Here is a 17,144-nt window from a genome sequence, read left to right as displayed (position 1 = left end):
GCGCATGAGAGTTTCGCTTTTTGCCACCTGCCTGCTGTTGATCACCCCTTTTGCCCACGCCGACGCCCCGCGCACCTTCCAGGAGGCCAAGAAGGTCGCCTGGAAGCTGTATGCACCGCAGTCCACCGAGTTCTACTGCGGCTGCAAGTACAAAGGCAACAAGGTCGACCTGGCCTCCTGTGGCTATGAGCCGCGCAAGAACCTGAACCGCGCCTCGCGCATCGAATGGGAACACATCGTCCCGGCCTGGCAGATCGGCCACCAACGCCAGTGCTGGCAGGACGGCGGGCGCAAGAACTGCTCGCGCAATGACAAGGTCTACCAGCGCGCCGAGGCCGACCTGCACAACCTGGTGCCGAGCATCGGCGAAGTCAACGGCGACCGCAGCAACTTCAGCTTCGGCTGGCTGCCCGAGCAGCATGGCCAGTACGGCAGTTGCCTGACCCAGGTCGATTTCAAGGCCAAGAAGGTCATGCCGCGCCCGTCGATCCGCGGGATGATCGCGCGCACCTACTTCTATATGAGCAAGCAGTACGACCTACGCCTGTCCAAGCAGGACCGGCAACTGTTCGAAGCCTGGAACAAGACCTACCCGCCGCAGGCGTGGGAGCTGCAGCGCAACCAGCAGGTGGCGTGCGTGATGGGCCGTGGCAACGAGTTCGTCGGGCCGGTCAACCTGAAGGCCTGCGGCTGAACACAATCAAGCCAGCGTCTGCAGGTAGGCGCTGGCCTGTTGGTAGCGGTACAGCCGCGCCAGGTCCGCCGGGCCTGGGCAGGCGATGCGCGAAAGATCGCTGTTGTCGGCCAGGTCTGCCAGCTTGACCTGGCGGGCTAGCGGATCGACACCCAGGCGGATGACGAATGCCTCGTAGCTTTCGCCTTCACGGCGGCTCAAGGCCAGCAGCGCGGCGAGGATCTTCAACGGGAAACCTTCGCGGGCGAGATCGGACAGCGTGAGCGGGGTGTCTTCCAGCACGTCATGCAGCACTGCGACGATGCGCTGCTCCGGGGTGATCACCCGCTCCATCACCCGCAATGGGTGAAGGATGTATGCCGCACCGCCTTTGTCGAACTGCCCTTCATGAGCCTTGATGGCCATAGCAATGGCCCGCTGCAGCGTCGCCATGAAGTGGTCCCCCTCTCAACCCCCGCCCTTGACAGCATAGTCGCGTCCTGACGACTGCGACAGTTATGCCAGCTCACCCCTGCGATGCGTATTCGGCACAGAAAAAGGTTCACAAACCAACAGGCCTGCGCAATAAAACCGATATTTTTTCTGTAACGAAAATGTAATATTCGCATTCGCATACCTATAACAAGCTTGGAGCTTCAGATGCTTGCCTTCTTCCGCCCTGCCCCGCACCGGGCGCCGCTGCCCGACGAGCACGTCGACAGCACGTACCGCCGCCTGCGCTGGCAGATCTTCGCCGGGATCTTCTTTGGTTATGCCGGCTACTACCTGCTGCGCAAGAACTTCTCCCTGGCCATGCCCTACCTCATCGAGGAAGAGGGCTACACCCGTGGCCAACTGGGCCTGGCCATCTCGGCCATCGCCATTGCCTACGGCCTGTCCAAGTTCCTCATGGGCCTGGTCTCGGACCGTTCCAACCCGCGCTACTTCCTGCCCTTCGGCCTGTTGATCTCGGCCGGGGTGATGTTCATTTTCGGTTTCGCGCATTGGGCCACCTCCAGTGTGGCGATCATGTTCACGCTGCTGTTCATCAATGGCTGGGCCCAGGGCATGGGCTGGCCGCCGAGCGGGCGGACCATGGTGCACTGGTGGTCGCAGAAAGAGCGCGGCGGCGTGGTGTCGGTGTGGAACGTCGCCCACAACGTCGGCGGCGGCCTGATCGGCCCGCTGTTCCTGCTGGGCCTGGGCTGGACCAACGACTGGCACGCGGCCTTCTACGTGCCTGCCGCCGTGGCGGTGCTGGTGGCCGTATTCGCCTTCGCCACCATGCGTGACACCCCGCAATCGGTGGGCTTGCCGCCGGTCGAGCAATACAAGAACGACTACCCCGAAGGCTACGACGAAAGCCACGAGCAGGAGTTCAGCGCCAGGCAGATCTTCGTCGAGTACGTGCTGCGCAACAAACTGCTGTGGTACATCGCCCTGGCCAACGTGTTCGTCTACCTGCTGCGCTATGGCGTGCTGGACTGGGCGCCGACCTACCTGAAAGAGGCCAAGCACTTCAGCGTCGACACCACTTCATGGGCGTACTTCTTCTACGAGTGGGCCGGCATCCCCGGCACCCTGCTGTGCGGCTGGATGTCCGACAAGATCTTCCGAGGAAACCGTGGCCTGACCGGCATCGTGTTCATGGCACTGGTGACCGTCGCCACCCTGGTGTACTGGCTCAACCCGCCAGGCAACCCGACCATCGATATGATCGCGCTATTCTCCATCGGCTTCCTGATCTACGGGCCGGTGATGCTGGTTGGCTTGCAGGCGCTGGAGCTGGCGCCGAAGAAAGCCGCTGGTACCGCGGCGGGCTTCACCGGCCTGTTCGGCTACCTGGGCGGCTCGGTCGCGGCCAGCGCGGCGATGGGCTACACCGTCGACCACTTCGGCTGGGATGGCGGCTTCGTGATGCTGGTGAGCGCGTGCGTGCTGGCCATTGCCTTCCTGATTCCGACCTTGCGCCATACCAAGGTCGCCAGCAGCGGGCGTGAAGCGCTGGCCTGACGCGTGAGGCAGGTGTAAATGACAAAGCCCGGGGTTTCGCCCCGGGCTTTGTGTTTTCAGGCGGCCTGGAACAGCCGCGTGATGGCGGGCTGCTGCCGCTGCCGGGCTTGCCAGATGTCGTAGTCGACCTGGATCGTCAGCCACAGCCGCGCGGTGCTGATGCCGGCCATTTCCAGGCGCACCGCCAGGTCGGGAGAGACCGCCGCGCGGCCGTGCAAGACGCGGGACAGTGCCTCGCGCGAGAAGCCCAGGTGCGCGGCGAAGGCTTTTACCGTCAGGCCCAGTGCGGGCAGGACATCCTCTCGCAGGGTTTCGCCGGGATGTGGCGGGTTGTGCATGGCCATGAAGGGCCTCCTGATCAGTGATAGTCGAGATAGTCGACCAGTTCGACGTCGCCCCCCGCACTACTGAAAACCAACCGCCAGTTGCCTGACACGCTGATCGACCAGAAGCCCGAGAGCCTGCCCTTTAGCGGGTGCAACTGCCAGCCCGGAACGGCCAAATCATCGGCAACCATGGCGCTGTCGAGAAACTGCAATTGCCGCCTCAGGCGTCGAGTATGGGCAGCCTGGATGCCACGGGCATTGCCCGTTTCGTGGAACAGCCGCAATCCTTTGTGACGAAAGCTGATGATCATGTGGAGCACACCGTATCCGCTCAGTGCGGACGGGTGAGTGTGACCCTATGCGTCACAGATCGCAAAGTAACATATGTGACCCTATGCGTCACAACATTCACTCACAAAAAATTGCCGCCGCTCGCCCTGGACCTGCCCGACGGCTTCATCGCGCATGGGCACCCCGTCATCGGCGAGGAAGGCGAGACACAGCACTGGTGGTGCATCGGCGAACCGGCCTGAGCGCTCATGGCTGCCTTGGGCCGACCAGCGACTTGCGCATGAACATCCCCGCGAAGCCATCTTCGACTGCCCTCCGGGTCTCCTGGTAACCCAGCTTGCCGTAGATCTCGATGTTTTCGAGCATCCGCTCGTGGGTGTAGAGCCGAACGGCCTCGCAGCCTGCGGCGAGTGCATGGGTTTCACTGAAATCCATCAGTAAACGGCCAATACCCTGCCCCTTGCTGGCGGCCAGTACGGCAACGTTCACCAGCAGTAATTCGCGGCCCTCGCATCGCAGCACAAGCACGCCGACGATACGTGCCCCCTGAACGGCAACGAACACCTCGTCGTCACGCACCACCTGCGCGTAGTCATCCAGCATCGGTGCCGGCTTGCGGCCGATCCTGGCAATGTAGGGGGCATAGGCTTCGGCGACCAACGCTGCAATCTCATCGGCCTCGGCGGCCACGGCCGGGCGCAAGGTGATGGCGGCCCGAATGACGCTCAATCCCGTGCGGTCCCGCCATGCCCCGGCCACAGCACCGCCTGGGCGGCAACCACGTGCCCCTGGGCGGCGTCGAAGGTCACGCTGGGCGAGCCATACAGCTGGTAGCCCATGGCCAGGATCTCGGAAATGCGCTTGCAGAAGCTGGCGTCGTCCTTGCCGGTGATCAGGCGGTAGACCGGCAGGCCGTTGGGTGGGGTCGAGGTCATTGACGGGTCCTTCTCGATACATGCGCCAAACGCGTTGACCAAGCATGATGACATACCTGTCTCGGCTGTTGCTGCCCCTTGGAACCCTTACCGCGAATACCTCAGCACGCAGCATTTCGGAAACGGATCACAGAAAGCACAGCAAAAAACAGGTTTGAATGCAGTTCCCAAGCTCATCCATTCACATCTACGATAATGGCTTCACGGCAAGCCCTGCGCAACGCTTCCAACTGTCAAGTCGTACCGCATGGACGCTCCGCTGCTACAGACCTAAAATGCCAGACACGAAAGGACGCAATAATGGTTTTCCCCGATGGGTTGCCCGCCAACTGCCCGCTGCCCAATGCCGTGAGCTGCTCTGGAACGATTTACATGGTTTCGCCCAACAACCCCGTGAACCAACAGGATTGCCTTTCACAGGCGGAGCGTGGCCGTGCCGTCAATGCAACTGGCGATCTTGCATGCACACGCCATGGACTCTCCGTATTTCCCGACTTCGCCAGTTGCAGCCATCAACAATCCTTGTTTCCCTCGCTTGGAGAACACATTGTTGCCGCCCAGCTTGATCCCAGCCACGGCAAAACGATGGAAACCCCCACTAAACACAACCCCCGGCACATGACCTGGTGGCCGCGCAAAGACCTTGAGCGCAGCGTACTCTTCAAGGTAGTGGAGGCTTGAACATGCCGTGGCCCATCATCTCACCCGACATCAGCACCCAACCCTTTGAAAACCTGCAAATCGAAGAAGTTCTCTACGAGTTCGATGGCCCCAAGATTTTCACCACCCTTGGCCACGATGGCCTTCTGCGCTTCTGGTACGAAAGCAAGGAAGACCGGGACAATAAATTGATCCGCTACCTGGTCACCCCAAGTAGCGCCTTACTGATCCAGCAGTTGAAGTCTGGACACAAATCGGTGCATGACCTGCTCAAGCAAAGTTGGCTTTGGGCTGTCGACCTTCGCTATGACATGTCGCCGTCAAAGGCCTGGAATATCGCAAGCCTTGATGAAGTACCCGCCAAATTCAAACCAGAGCCCCATGCCACGCTGTACCCTGAACATATGCCTTTACTATCCTATCGCTTGTTGGGGCAAGGGTTGAAAGAGGGTACCGTCCCCGCCAGTGTCATTGCGCGCGCAGTCAACAGCCCTGCAAATGCGCTGAAGAAAATTCTGGAAACGATCACCCAGAGCATCGCCCAAGGAAGGCCGGAAGAAAGCTTCAGGAAATCGTATGACCTCCCGGCAACGCGATTTGCCTACAACAGTTTCGAAGTTTCCTTCTCTACTCCCTGCCTTGAGCAATTGGACTTGCCAGACCCTGGCATCGGCGCTTACGCCCAAAGTGCACAGGTACTCGAAAAAGGGCTACGCTGGCTCGTCGATCAATCAGGTGGCGAACCCGAACTGTCCGTGCTGGAAGCCCTGAAAGACCTGACCCCCCCCACCCATGGCCAAGTGGAATCTGCCGAACTTCGCGGTCAGTTGATCAGCAACAACCATGTGTTTCGGCTCACCCGCGCCCACCGCAAGCGCATCAGTGAAACCCTGGCAGGACATCAAACGCTGAAGCATCAGCTCATGAAGACCAGCGGCAAAATTCGGGAGCTGGACAAAGACAATCTGACGTTCATTCTGCGCAGTCGCCCCAACGCAGAACCTGAACTCAAATGCGCATTCAACGACACCTTGTACGACGATGTCGTCGAACACTTTGCGAGTGAAGTGAACATCAGCGTTACTGGGCGACTAAAGCACGCCAAAGCCGTTCTGGAAATCAGTGATATCGAAGCCATCCCGGACAGTCTCACGTGAGGCTCTGGCTTGAACTGCATGCTGCAAATTTAACAAGTGTCCAGCCAACACGCTGGACACGTGGCAACGCTTAATCACACTTTGCCCGATCCCGCACCGGGCACTGCGCCCGGTGCAGGTTCAACGCCGTGTTAATGATCCCGATATGGCTGAAGGCCTGCGGAAAATTCCCCAGCATGCGCTTGCCCACCGGATCGTACTGCTCGGCCAGCAACCCGACGTCGTTGCACAACCCCGTCAACCGCGCATACAACGCCTGCGCCTCCTCCCGCCGCCCCAACAGCACGTACACGTCCGCCAGCCAGAACGAACACACCAGGAACGTCCCCTCCCCCGGCGTCAGGCCGTCGCTGCAACTGTCGCTGTCATAGCGCAGCAGCAATCCATTGCGCAGTAACCGCCCCTCGATCTGTTCGAGAGTGCGCAGGAAACGAGGGTCGTCGGCCGGCAGGAATCCGGTCAGGGCGATCTGCAGCAGGCTGGCGTCGAGTTCAGTCGAACCGTAGGCCTGCACGAAGAACTGCCCCTGGGCATCCAGCCCGCGAGTACAGACCTCACGATGGATCTCGTCGGCCACCTGGCGGTAATGGCTGCTGCGCTCGCGGCCTTCCTCAGTGGTGTCAGCCAGGCCCGCCGCGCGGTCGAACGCTACCCAGGCCATGACCTTGGAGTGAACGAAGTGCTGGCGGCCTCCGCGCACCTCCCAGAGACCTTCGTCGGGCTCGCGCCAGATGCGCTCGACATAGGGCAGGATCGCCCGGGCGATGGCGGCGCTGCGCGGGTGCCGTGGCAGGCCGCCCTTGATCGCCTGGGCCATGGCGTCGGCAAGTTCACCGTAGATGTCGAGCTGGCGTTGCTCGGAGGCGGCGTTGCCCACGCGCACCGGCTGCGAACGCTCGTAGCCCGCCAGCCAGGGCAAGGTGAACTCGGGCAGGTCACGCTCCCCCGCCAGGCCGTACATGATCTGCATCTGCTCGGGATTGCCAGCCACCGAGCGCAGCAGCCATTCGCGCCAGGCCTGGGCCTCGTCGAAGTAGCCAAGGTTCATGAACGCCAGCAAGGTCATGGTGGCGTCGCGCAGCCAGCAGTAGCGGTAGTCCCAGTTGCGCTCGCCACCGACGCGCTCGGGCAACGAGGTGGTGACGGCAGCGACCATCCCGCCAGTGGGGGCGTAGGTCATGCCCTTGAGGGTCAGCAGCGAGCGGCGCACCAAGGCGCTGTAAGGGCCCACGTCGGGGCATCGGGCGGCAAAGGCCCGCCATTGGTCGACGGTCTGCGCCAGGGCCTGGTCGGCATCGAAGCCAGGTTGCACGGGCAGGTGTGAGGGTTGGTGACAGAGGCTGAAGACTTGCCGCTCGCCGGCGCGGACACGAAAGCGCGCGACGCTGTGGTGATCGCGACCGTGGGTTTCGGTGGTGCTGCGCAGGACTAGGCGGTCGGGGCCGGCAACGGCGCTTAGGGTCAGCGGGTCGAGCTTTTCCACCCAGGGGACGCTGCGCCCATAATCGAAGCGCAGCACCAGGTCCATCTCGAAGGCAGTTTCGCCTGTGATGCCTTTGACGATGCGCAACACCGCATTGCTGTCGCCCAGCGGCATGCATTCAAGCACGCGGGCACGGCCGCTGGCGGTGGTCCAGGTGGTTTCCAGTACCAGGGTGTCTTCGAGGTATTGACGCGTGGTCTGCTCGACAGGGTCGCTGGGGGCCAGGCGCCAGCGGCCGTTTTCTTCGTTGCCCAGCAACGCGGCGAACACGGCCGGGGCATCGAAGCGTGGCAGGCACAGCCAGTCGAGGGCGCCGTCGCGGTTGATCAGGGCGGCGCTGCGGCAGTTGCCGATGAGGGCGTAGTCTTCGATCGGGGCGGGCATCTGGTGGCCTCAGTCAAGTGTGAGCTGAGTTTGGATGCCAGGGTGAGGGTGGGTGTTCCAACACAAATGCAGAAAATGGCCTAAACCCCATCGCGGGGCAAGCCCGCTCCCACAAGCCATCACAGCGAGGGTGGGCGTGGGAGCGGGCTTGCCCCGCGATGAGACGGGGTCGGACAGATCAACCCAACGTATGCCACTCGCGCTTGTCACGCGCCAGCAGTTCGTTGCCAGCCTCCGGGCCATCCTCGCCTGCCGGGTAACCATGCACCTCGCTTCCCTCGCCAGCCCAGGCATCGAGGAACGGCTGCACGGCACGCCAGCCGTTCTCGATATTGTCTGCCCGCTGGAACAGGGTCTGGTCGCCGGTGAGGCAGTCGTAGATCAGCGTTTCGTACCCAGTCGCCGGGGTCATCTTGAAGAAGTCCTTGTAGGCGAACCCCAGCTCGACGTTCTCCATCACCAGCTCCGGCCCCGGGCGCTTGGCCTGCAGGTCGAACCACATGCCCTCGTTGGGCTGGATCTGGATCTTCAGGTAGTTGGGCTTGGGCCGCGCCAGCTCGCTTTCGCGGAACTGGGCATAGGGCGCGGGCTTGAAGCAGATGGCGATCTCGGTGTCGCGCACGCTCATGCGCTTGCCGGTGCGCAGGTAGAACGGCACCCCCGCCCAGCGCCAGTTGTCGATCATCACCTTGAGCGCGACATAGGTTTCGGTCTGGCTGTCCTTGTCTACGTTAGGCTCTTCACGGTAACCCGGCAGTTGCTTGCCCGCGGTGTACTGGCCACGCACGGAGTTCTTCAGGGCCATCTTCGCCGACCAGGGGCGAATGGCACCGATCACCTTGGCCTTCTCGCCGCGCACGGCGTCGGCGCCGAACGCTGCGGGCGGCTCCATCGCCACCATCGCCAGCAACTGGAACAGGTGGTTGGGCACCATGTCGCGCAGGGCGCCGGTGCTGTCGTAGAAGGCGCCGCGGGTCTCGACGCCGACGGTCTCGGCGGCGGTGATCTGCACGTGATCGATGTAGTGGTTGTTCCAGAACGCCTCGAACAAGCCGTTGGAGAAACGGCTGACCAGAATGTTCTGCACTGTCTCTTTACCGAGGTAATGGTCGATACGGTAGATCTGCCGTTCGCTCATCACCTTGAGCAGGCAGGTATTTAGCGCCTCGGCGCTGGCCAGGTCGGTGCCGAAGGGTTTCTCCACCACCACCCGGCGAAAACCGCCGGCGGACTCGTCGAGCAGGCCGGCCGCGCCCAGGCGCTGGGCCACCTCTGGGAAGAAACGTGGCGAAGTGGCCAGGTAGAAGATGGCGTTGCCGTGGCGGGTCGCATCGATGCGCGCCGCCAAGGCCTTGTAAGTCTCGGGGTCGAGAAAATCACCGGTCTGGTAGTCGATGCACTTGGCCAGGCGCTGCCAGAGCGCGTCGTCCAGGCAACGCTCATCGCCTTCACGCCCCTTGTCGCGCTCCTGCATGAAGGCATGCAGGCGCTCGGCGAAGGCTTCGGCGGTGGCCGGGTTGTGGTCGACGCCGACGATACGCAGGTTGCGATCGAGCAGGCCATCGCGGGCCAGGTTGTACAGCGCCGGCATCAGCAGGCGCTTGACCAGGTCGCCATTGGCGCCGAACAGGAACAATGTGCAAGGCGGCGCGGCAGGGATCGTCTGCTTGGTCATTCGCCCTTCTTCTCGACATGGCCGCCAAAGCCCAGGCGCATGGCGGAGAGGATCTTGTCGCCGTAGGTGCCCTGCTGCTGGCGCGAGCGGAAGCGGGCGAACAGCGCGCTGGACAGCACCGGCACCGGCACCGCCTGCTCGACTGCGGCATCGATGGTCCAGCGCCCTTCGCCGCTGTCGGAGACCGAACCGCTGAATTCGCTGAGCTGCGGGTCGGCGACCAGCGCGTCGGCGGTCAGATCCAGCAGCCAGGAGGTGACCACGCTGCCACGGCGCCACACCTCGGCGATTTCCGCCACGTTGAGGTCGAAGCGCTGGTCTTCCGGCAGCTCATTGCCGCCCTTGCTGCGCAGCAGGTCGAAGCCTTCGGCGTAGGCCTGCATCAGGCCGTACTCGATACCGTTGTGGACCATTTTCACGTAGTGGCCGGCGCCCGGTGGGCCGGCGTGGATGTAGCCGTGCTCGGCGCGGTCATGCTCGCCCGTGCGGCCCTGGGTGCGCGGGATGTCACCGACGCCGGGGGCCAGGGTCTTGAACAGGGGCTCCAGGCGCTCGAACACCGCCTTTTCGCCACCGATCATCATGCAGTAGCCGCGGTCCAGGCCCCAGACGCCACCGGAGGTGCCGACGTCGAGGTAGTGCAGGCCGCGCTTGGCAAGCTCGGCGGCGCGGCGCACGTCATCCTTGTAGAAGGTGTTGCCGCCGTCGATGATCGCATCGCCCGGCTCGAGCAGCTCGGCCAGTTGAGCGATGGTCTGTTCGGTGGGCTCGCCTGCCGGCAGCATCACCCACACCGCGCGCGGTGCCTTGAGCTTCTGCACCAGCGCGCCGAGGTCGTGGGCCCCTTGCGCGCCCTCACCCTCCAGCGCGGTGATGGCCTCGCGGCTGCGATCATGGACCACGGTGCGATGGCCATCGCGCATCAGGCGCCTTGCGATATTGCCGCCCATGCGGCCCAGCCCGATGATTCCCAGTTGCATGTGCCGACGCTCCCCTTGGATTTGGATGACAACATTTGAAGATTTCAGATTAGTCCAGCGATCCGCTCGAGGGTTCACCGACGAACGGGGTGACAACGATAAACAAAAAAGTTCCCAAGGGCCTGCAAAGAATTCAGAATGCGCGCCGCCTGAAGCGTCTACGCTTTTGAATGTCACCAGCCAAGCGAGGTGTGCCAATGGGTACCTTGATGCCTGCCACTCCCACCCAGACCCTCTACGTGACCGTGCGCCGTGACGAACTGCGCCAGTTGAAGGACGAACGTGACCAACTGCGCCAGCAGGTCGCCCAGCTGAACCTGCTGCTGGAGCAGGCCCGCCTGGACGGCAAGGGCGCCACCCGCTGATCCCCGCCGTGGGTGCTCGCTGGCGCCCACCTCGCCCCCGCATGCTTCGCATCAAGCAACATTCTGCAGACAATTCCCATATCAAGCAGTGAACCTGCCTACAAAAAAGCGGTCTTTCGCTGACGGTCAATCCACCCGACCGGATCGCCGGCCCAGTCATCGGGCCCTTATTTGTCCTGTTGCAGCGAAGATCACCATGCCAGAAAACCAGCCTGCCTCCTCCGCCCTGCCCGCCCTGCGCGGCGGCCTGATCGCCGCCCTGATCGCCCTGGCCGCACCCGCCCACGCCGAAGAACCGGCCAGCGATGCGCGCTGGGTCAGTGACAGCCTGAGCACCTATGTACGCAGCGGCCCCACCGATGGCCACCGAATCGTCGGCACGCTCAAGTCCGGGCAGAAGGTCACGCTGCAGACCACCCAGGGCAACTACAGCCAGGTGCGTGGGCAAAGCGGCGACCTGGTGTGGATCCTCACCAGCGACCTGCAGGCGGTGCCGGGGCAGAACGAGCGCCTGCCGCAGCTCGACGCCCAGGTGGCGGACTTGTCCGGCCAGCTCAAGACCATCGATGACAGTTGGAAGAGCCGTGTGCAGGGCATGCACGAAACCCTTGATTCGCGCAAGGCGCTGATCGACGAGCTGGAAACCCGCAACAAGGCGCTCAACGAGCAGTTGGCGCAGAGCCAGTCGACCCTGCGCGACACCCAGGCGCGCCTGGGCGACGAGAACAAGCAGGTGATGATGCGCTACATGGTCTATGGCGGCAGCATCGCCGGTGCCGGGCTGCTGGTGGGGTTGATCCTGCCGGCGCTGACCCGTGGCCGCAAGCGCAATGATCGCTGGTTCTGACGGTCCGCGCGCCAGTTACAAACTCAGCGTGGTCCATCCTGTGGGAGCGGGTTTACCCGCGAATGCAATGGAAGATTCACCACCGCATTCGCGGGTAAACCCGCCCCCACAGTGACCGCGCCCGCCTCAAGAAAAGCTGCGTCACAGCTTTGCCGGATCAGGCCGAGCGATTGGTCACACCGAAGGGAATGTGCACCGAGGGCACCACGGTGCTGGTGCTCTTCAGGTGCCCCGACTGGTCGTCGAAGAAGATGTGCGGCTTGAGCACCCGCAACACCCGGCGCTTTTCGATCCCCCCAAGGAAGAATGCGTCATTGGCCATCACCCCCCAGCTTTTCAGGGTGTTGAGCGCACGCTCGTGGGATGGCGCGTTGCGCGCGGTGACGATCGACACCCGCAGGCGGTTCTCGTAACCGGGGTGCTCAAGCTTGTATTGCTCCTCCGCCGCCTGGATCCGCGCGATACGCACGAAGAACTCCTTCAGTGGCCCCGGATTGTGCGGCTGGGCGACGTTCATCACTTCATGGGCGTGGAAGCTGTCCAGCCCACCCGATTGCATCACCGCCTCCGATTCGTCCCCGGCCAGCACGCCGTCGAAGTCGAAGGCGATGCGCAGGTTGTCGTCGCTCTCGTCATCATCGAACTTCGAATCCAGCACCTGCCCCGCCGGGTAACCGGCCTTGATTGCCGCGTCGACGTGCTGCTTGTCGGCGGACAGGAACAGCGCGATGTTCAGCGCCGGGATGTATGCGTAGGGCGAGCGGCCCTGGGTGAAGATGGCCCGGGTCATGTTCAGCCCGTAATGGCCGATGGTCTTCATCACCCGCAACCCGGTGTCCGGGTCGTTCTGCGACAACAGCACTACTTCCACCAGCGGGTCTTCCGGGTCATCGCGCAAGTCGTTGAGGGCCAGCAAGCGCTTGATGAACGGGTAGGCAATGCCTTTGCCCAGGGGCACGTCGAGGTGCTGCTCCTGGTACTTGCGGTACTGGGCCTCGCCGTCGCGGCGAAACACTGCGTCGGACTCGCTCAGGTCGAACACCGCGCTGGAAGCGACTCCGATCACCAGGCGGTCATCCAGTTCGAAAGGCATGGGGCAATCCTTGTCTTGAAAACGGTTGAAAGCGCCTGGGCTCAGGCGTCGGTACGGCCTTGCAGGCGCGACGTCCAGTCTTCGACCTGGTGCTGCTCCAGGCGCTTTTCCAGGGTGCGGCGCCAGTTCGGCACCAGCGGCAGCTCGAGGCATTCGCGCAGCAGCTCGGGCTCCAGGCGTTTGTCGAACAGTACCGCCGACAAGCGCGCCACCGACCACTGGCCATGGGGTCGGTCGACCAGCTCCAGTGTATCGCCCGCCGTCACCACACCTTCTTCCAGCACCCGGTAGTACCAGCCGGTGCGCCCGCTCTGCTGCACCCGCAGCGCCATCTGCGCCACGTCGAAGCGGTCATTGAGCTTCCAGCACGGCATGCGGCCCTGGGAGATCTCCAGCAGCGCCGTGCCGACACGGATGCGGTCACCCAGGCAGACGTCGGCTTCGCGCCAGCCATGGCTGCTGAAGTTCTCACCGAACGCGCCTGGCTTGGCCAGCAACGGGTGATCGCCGAGTTCGGCGGCCCAGTCCGGATAGTGGTCGCGGGGATAGTGATGGATGGCCTTCTCGACCCCACCGTGGACACGCAGGTCGCCCTGTTCATCCCCGGCGATACCGAGGAAGGTCACCTGCAGAGTGCCCTCGCGGGGCTGCTTGTCGATGGCGCTGTGCGAGCCTGGGCGGGTAAACGGCCGGGCGCTGCCGGTGAGCAGGCTGTCGAGGCGCGGATGGGTCGGGTTCATGCGGCGGTCTCGTGGAATGTCGGGCGCGAGCTTACACGAGACCTGGCCGCCTTCGGAAATTACCGCCGGCTACTTGCCGCGCGCCTTGTTGTAGATGGTCTTGGCGCGGTCGGCCTGGCTCATGCAAGTCGCCATATCGCCCTTGGCCTGCTTGAGCAACTCGTGGTAGTCGTGGGCCATGCCGCCATGCAGCGCCTGGCCATCGCTCTTGCTGATGTACTCGAGGTCCTTGATCTTGGCGTCGCAGTTGGTTGCCGCGCTGTCTTCGGCATGGGCGGCGAAACTGAGCACGGACGCGATCACAAGCAGTGTCATGGATTTCATGGAGCGTTCTCCTGGGAAATGACCGGACTGCCGGGATGAGCGCCGGCCGGGTCGCCGACGCAGCAACAAGAATAGTCAGCCAGGGCACGGCCGACGCGGCTTCAGCCCAACGGTCAGGCCACCGCGGCCACCAGGAAGTCGATGAACACCCGCACTTTCAGAGGCATGTGCCGGGCCTGGGGATAGATCAGCATGAACGGCCGCGACGTCCCACCGTAGTCGCCCAGCACCTCCACCAGTTCACCGCTGGCCAGGGCGTCCTGCACGGTGAAGCGGTAGGCCTGCATCAGGCCGCCGCCGTGCCTGGCCAAGGTGCTGGTGGCGAGAAAGTCGCCCAGGCAGGTGAGCCCGCCCTGGGTGTCGATCTCCACCACTTGCCCGTCCTGACGAAAGCTCCAAGGGGGCCGGCGGCCGCTGCTGGGCATTTCGAACTGGATGCAGTCGTGAGCGGCCAGGTCGGCAGGTGTGCGGGGCACGCCCTTGCGCGCCAGGTAGCCCGGGGTGCCGACAACCACCAGCTCAGCGTCCTCCAGACACCGGGCCACCAGACGCGAATCCGCTGGGGCACGCCCCCGGATAGCCAGGTCGAACGGCTCCTCGGCGAAATCGACGTTGCGGTTGCTGACGTGCACATCCACCTGGACCTGGGCAAAGCGCTCGCGAAAACGCGGCAGCAACGGCAGCAGACGATGATGGGCATAGGGGGTCGGCGCGCTGATACGCAGGCGACCGCTGGGCTCGAGCTGCCCGCCCGCCACCTGGCGCTCGGCCTCGACCAGTTGCCCCAGGGCCTGGCGGCATTGCTGGTAGTACGCCTGCCCGACCTCGCTCAGGCGCATCTGGCGCGTGGTGCGGACGAACAGGCGCACGCCCAGGCGCTCCTCCAGGCGCGCTACGGAACGGCTCACCGCTGCGGGCGTGACACCTGCCTGCATGGCCGCTTCGGTGAAACTGCCGGCGTCGGCGGCAAGGCAGAACAGCTCCAGGCTGCCTAGTTGCAGGTCATCGAAATGGCGGGTCATGGCAGCCCTATTGATTACATGGTGTATCGATTGAAATACCATGCGCCTCATTTTTCAAGCCTGCGTTGCAACTTAAAGTGATCCCACACCGAGCTTGCGGCTCACCTACCAGGAGATCACCCTCATGAGCACCCCACGCACCGTCATCATCACCGGCGCTTCCAGCGGCCTGGGCTTCGCCCTCGCCCAGGCCTTCCTCGAGCGCGGCGACAACGTGGTCGGCAACGCCCGCACCGAGGCGCGCCTGAACGAAGCCGCCGCCCGCCTTGGCAACCCAGCGAACTTCGTCGGCGTGGCGGGCGACATCGCCGAAAAGGCCACTGCCGAGCACCTGTTCGCCACGGCCCTTGAGGCCTTTGGCCGGGTCGACATTCTGGTCAACAACGCCGGCATCTTCATTCCCAAGCCGGTGACCGACTACACCGAGGCCGATGTCGATGCACTGGTCGGCACCAACCTCAAAGGCTTCTTCTACCCGGCTCAAGCGGCGGCACGGGTCATGAAGCAACAAGGGCACGGGCACATCATCGCCATCACAGCATCGGTGGCCCTGCAACCGGATACCCGCGTCCCGGCGCTGCTGCCGGTGCTGATCAAGGGCGGCCTCAACCAAGCGGTCAAGGGCCTGGCCCTGGAACTGGCCGCCAGCGGCGTGCAGGTCAATGCCGTGGCACCGGGGATCATCGAGACCCCGCTGCACGGTGGCCAGGTCGAAGGGCTTGGGGCGCTGTCACCCAGCGGCCGGGTCGGCAAGCCCGAGGATGTGGTGGACGCCGTGCTGTACCTGACCGACGCACGCTTCGTCAGCGGCGTCATCCTGCCTGTGGACGGCGGCAGCACCGCTGGCACCTGGCACTGAGCGAAGGAGGATACGACCATGCCTTATGTCCATATCCGCGTGACCGATGAAGGCGTCAGCGCCGAGCACAAACGCCTGCTGATCGAAGGCACGACGCAGTTGCTGGAACAGGTGCTGAACAAGCCACCGGCCAGCACCTTCGTGGTGATCGAAGAGGTGCCCACCGATAACTGGGGGGTGGGCGGCGAGACGGTGACGGCGCTGCGCAAGAAGTAGGAGCCGGCCTTGCCGGCGAACCGGGGCGACGCCGCGCCGTGGTTGCGGGTGATGCCTTTCGCCAGCAACGCAGGCTCCTGCAAGGTTACTGGCGGAGCGTTTCCAGTGCGGCCAGCACATGGCCCGTCGCCCTTTCCAGCTCGCCCTAGCGGCAGGCGATCCCCAACTGCCGCCACAACCCCGGCCGCAACGGCCGCTGTGCGATCCGCGGGTTGTGCTGTTGCACCTCGCCCTCCTGGGGCAGCAGCGTCGCCCCGTAACCCGCCGCCACCAGGCTCTTGATCGCATCGTTGTAGTTCAGTTCGATGCGCGGCTCGGGGTACAGCCCGGCAGCCGCAAACCACTCCGACGTCACCCGCGACAACTGTGTGGTGCTGTCGTTGAGGATCAACGCCCGCCCGGCCAGCCAGCCCGGCGTGACCCGCGCCGGCGGCCGCCAGTCGGCGGGCACGTAGGCCATGATCGGGTCGCGTCGCCAGGGGGTGACCTTCAGCCCTTTGCCCGCCACCTGCGGCAACGCCACCAGGCCGATGTCCAGGGTGCCCTCGCGCAGGCGCGCCAGGGAAGCTTGCGAGGTGAGTACCTGGACCTGCACGTCGATCCCTGGGTGATCCACGCGCAAGGCTTCCAGAGCCTGGGGCAGCAAGTGGGCGATGGCGCCGGTCGAAGCGCCCAGGCGCACCCGGCCGGTCAGGCCTTCGACCTGCCGGCGCACCTCGTCCAGCGCCTGGTCGGCGTCAGCCAGCAAGCGCCGGGCACGGGCCAACAACGTCTCGCCGACGGCAGTGGGCCGCACCTGGCCGCGGGTACGGGAAAGCAAGGGCGCGCCGATCCGAGCCTCCAGTTCGGCAACATGCAGGCTGATGGTCGGCGGTGCCAGGTTGAGCTGGCGGGCGGCGTCGGCGAACGAGCCGAGGTCGGCGATCACCACCAAGGTGCGCAAGCGGTCGAGGCTGATTTCTCGCATGGGGTCTCAAGCATTGCGGATGACACCGCCCTCTGTAGGAGCGGGTTTACCCGCGAACACCGGCGAAGCCGGTGCCATGCACCGTGTTGCCTGATTCGCGGGTCAACCCACTCCCAGAGGAGGCGGCTTCAAAA

21 protein-coding genes are annotated in these 17,144 nt (G+C 64.0%); 8 read left to right on the top strand and 13 right to left on the bottom strand.

The genetic code is table 11. The annotated features are described in order from the left end of the window. The first annotated feature begins 4 nt into the window (after nucleotides 1-4). Nucleotides 5-694 (top strand): endonuclease, encoded by a 690-nt coding sequence (locus JYG34_RS09535; RefSeq protein WP_213660452.1) that lies wholly within the window; start codon nucleotides 5-7, stop codon nucleotides 692-694. A gap of 6 nt (nucleotides 695-700) precedes the next feature. Here the strand turns inward: JYG34_RS09535 and JYG34_RS09530 are convergent, their stop codons facing one another. Then, complete coding sequence (locus tag JYG34_RS09530; RefSeq protein WP_213660451.1) at nucleotides 701-1,126, bottom strand: GTP pyrophosphokinase; 426 nt, start codon at nucleotides 1,124-1,126, stop codon at nucleotides 701-703. 207 nt (nucleotides 1,127-1,333) lie between these two features. Here JYG34_RS09530 and glpT point away from each other — a divergent pair, with 207 nt between their 5' ends. Further along, entirely contained in the window at nucleotides 1,334-2,686 is a 1,353-nt protein-coding gene (gene glpT, locus JYG34_RS09525; protein ID WP_213660450.1) for a glycerol-3-phosphate transporter, read from the top strand. Nucleotides 2,687-2,742: 56 nt separating this feature from the next. Here the strand turns inward: glpT and JYG34_RS09520 are convergent, their stop codons facing one another. From JYG34_RS09520 to JYG34_RS09505, 4 genes are all read right to left on the bottom strand, one after another. After that, on the bottom strand, nucleotides 2,743-3,030 hold the full coding sequence (locus JYG34_RS09520; RefSeq protein ID WP_213660449.1) for a HigA family addiction module antitoxin: 288 nt from the start codon (nucleotides 3,028-3,030) through the stop codon (nucleotides 2,743-2,745). A 14-nt stretch (nucleotides 3,031-3,044) separates the two neighbouring features. After that, nucleotides 3,045-3,323 carry a type II toxin-antitoxin system RelE/ParE family toxin gene (locus tag JYG34_RS09515; protein WP_213660448.1) on the bottom strand — a complete coding sequence of 93 codons (279 nt, stop codon included), beginning with the start codon at nucleotides 3,321-3,323 and terminating at the stop codon, nucleotides 3,045-3,047. Nucleotides 3,324-3,549: 226 nt separating this feature from the next. Continuing rightward, a complete protein-coding gene (locus JYG34_RS09510) occupies nucleotides 3,550-4,023 on the bottom strand; it encodes a GNAT family N-acetyltransferase (RefSeq protein ID WP_213661141.1) in 474 nt (157 codons plus the stop codon). 5 nt (nucleotides 4,024-4,028) lie between these two features. Further along, nucleotides 4,029-4,238 carry a DUF1737 domain-containing protein gene (locus JYG34_RS09505; protein WP_213660447.1) on the bottom strand — a complete coding sequence of 70 codons (210 nt, stop codon included), beginning with the start codon at nucleotides 4,236-4,238 and terminating at the stop codon, nucleotides 4,029-4,031. A gap of 300 nt (nucleotides 4,239-4,538) precedes the next feature. On the opposite strand from JYG34_RS09505, the gene JYG34_RS09500 reads away from it, so the two are divergent. Continuing rightward, nucleotides 4,539-4,919 carry a hypothetical protein gene (locus tag JYG34_RS09500; protein WP_213660446.1) on the top strand — a complete coding sequence of 127 codons (381 nt, stop codon included), beginning with the start codon at nucleotides 4,539-4,541 and terminating at the stop codon, nucleotides 4,917-4,919. Nucleotides 4,920-4,921: 2 nt separating this feature from the next. Then, a complete protein-coding gene (locus tag JYG34_RS09495) occupies nucleotides 4,922-6,055 on the top strand; it encodes a hypothetical protein (RefSeq protein WP_213660445.1) in 1,134 nt (377 codons plus the stop codon). A gap of 70 nt (nucleotides 6,056-6,125) precedes the next feature. On the opposite strand, the gene JYG34_RS09490 is transcribed toward JYG34_RS09495, so the two are convergent. From JYG34_RS09490 to gnd, 3 genes are all read right to left on the bottom strand, one after another. Beyond that, on the bottom strand, nucleotides 6,126-7,922 hold the full coding sequence (locus tag JYG34_RS09490) for a glycoside hydrolase family 15 protein (RefSeq protein WP_213660444.1): 1,797 nt from the start codon (nucleotides 7,920-7,922) through the stop codon (nucleotides 6,126-6,128). A gap of 178 nt (nucleotides 7,923-8,100) precedes the next feature. Then, the gene (gene zwf / locus JYG34_RS09485) at nucleotides 8,101-9,597 is read right to left on the bottom strand and encodes a glucose-6-phosphate dehydrogenase (protein WP_213660443.1); all 1,497 of its coding nucleotides are present in this window, start codon (nucleotides 9,595-9,597) and stop codon (nucleotides 8,101-8,103) included. Continuing rightward, nucleotides 9,594-10,577: a phosphogluconate dehydrogenase (NAD(+)-dependent, decarboxylating) gene (gene gnd, locus JYG34_RS09480; protein ID WP_011533182.1), complete on the bottom strand. Its 984-nt coding sequence runs from the start codon at nucleotides 10,575-10,577 to the stop codon at nucleotides 9,594-9,596. The genes zwf and gnd overlap by 4 nt, the downstream gene beginning before the upstream one ends. A 197-nt stretch (nucleotides 10,578-10,774) precedes the next feature. Here gnd and JYG34_RS09475 point away from each other — a divergent pair, with 197 nt between their 5' ends. Next, nucleotides 10,775-10,942 (top strand): DUF6026 family protein, encoded by a 168-nt coding sequence (locus JYG34_RS09475; protein WP_249746236.1) that lies wholly within the window; start codon nucleotides 10,775-10,777, stop codon nucleotides 10,940-10,942. Nucleotides 10,943-11,138: 196 nt separating this feature from the next. Next, complete coding sequence (locus JYG34_RS09470; protein ID WP_213660442.1) at nucleotides 11,139-11,789, top strand: TIGR04211 family SH3 domain-containing protein; 651 nt, start codon at nucleotides 11,139-11,141, stop codon at nucleotides 11,787-11,789. A gap of 157 nt (nucleotides 11,790-11,946) precedes the next feature. Here JYG34_RS09470 and JYG34_RS09465 read toward each other — a convergent pair whose 3' ends face one another. The 4 genes from JYG34_RS09465 to JYG34_RS09450 all read right to left on the bottom strand — a co-directional run bounded on the left by JYG34_RS09465 (nucleotide 11,947) and on the right by JYG34_RS09450 (nucleotide 14,968). Next, nucleotides 11,947-12,882 (bottom strand): 5'-nucleotidase, encoded by a 936-nt coding sequence (locus JYG34_RS09465; protein WP_213660441.1) that lies wholly within the window; start codon nucleotides 12,880-12,882, stop codon nucleotides 11,947-11,949. Nucleotides 12,883-12,923: 41 nt separating this feature from the next. After that, nucleotides 12,924-13,622: an MOSC domain-containing protein gene (locus JYG34_RS09460; RefSeq protein ID WP_213660440.1), complete on the bottom strand. Its 699-nt coding sequence runs from the start codon at nucleotides 13,620-13,622 to the stop codon at nucleotides 12,924-12,926. Between the two features lie 69 nt (nucleotides 13,623-13,691). Beyond that, nucleotides 13,692-13,946, bottom strand: a complete 255-nt coding sequence (locus JYG34_RS09455) for a hypothetical protein (protein ID WP_213660439.1) — start codon at nucleotides 13,944-13,946, stop codon at nucleotides 13,692-13,694. Between the two features lie 113 nt (nucleotides 13,947-14,059). Next, nucleotides 14,060-14,968 carry a LysR family transcriptional regulator gene (locus JYG34_RS09450; protein ID WP_213660438.1) on the bottom strand — a complete coding sequence of 303 codons (909 nt, stop codon included), beginning with the start codon at nucleotides 14,966-14,968 and terminating at the stop codon, nucleotides 14,060-14,062. A 124-nt stretch (nucleotides 14,969-15,092) separates the two neighbouring features. On the opposite strand from JYG34_RS09450, the gene JYG34_RS09445 reads away from it, so the two are divergent. Beyond that, complete coding sequence (locus tag JYG34_RS09445) at nucleotides 15,093-15,827, top strand: SDR family NAD(P)-dependent oxidoreductase (RefSeq protein ID WP_213660437.1); 735 nt, start codon at nucleotides 15,093-15,095, stop codon at nucleotides 15,825-15,827. 18 nt (nucleotides 15,828-15,845) lie between these two features. Continuing rightward, on the top strand, nucleotides 15,846-16,043 hold the full coding sequence (locus JYG34_RS09440) for a tautomerase family protein (RefSeq protein WP_213660436.1): 198 nt from the start codon (nucleotides 15,846-15,848) through the stop codon (nucleotides 16,041-16,043). Between the two features lie 145 nt (nucleotides 16,044-16,188). Here the strand turns inward: JYG34_RS09440 and JYG34_RS09435 are convergent, their stop codons facing one another. Beyond that, entirely contained in the window at nucleotides 16,189-17,010 is an 822-nt protein-coding gene (locus tag JYG34_RS09435) for a LysR family transcriptional regulator (RefSeq protein ID WP_213660435.1), read from the bottom strand. Between the last annotated feature and the right edge of the window lie 134 nt (nucleotides 17,011-17,144).

The organism is Pseudomonas entomophila (assembly GCF_018417595.1).
Taxonomy (GTDB): domain Bacteria; phylum Pseudomonadota; class Gammaproteobacteria; order Pseudomonadales; family Pseudomonadaceae; genus Aquipseudomonas; species Aquipseudomonas entomophila_C.
Note: the sequence above shows the minus strand (reverse complement) of the source record. Positions and strands in the feature narration are given on the sequence as shown.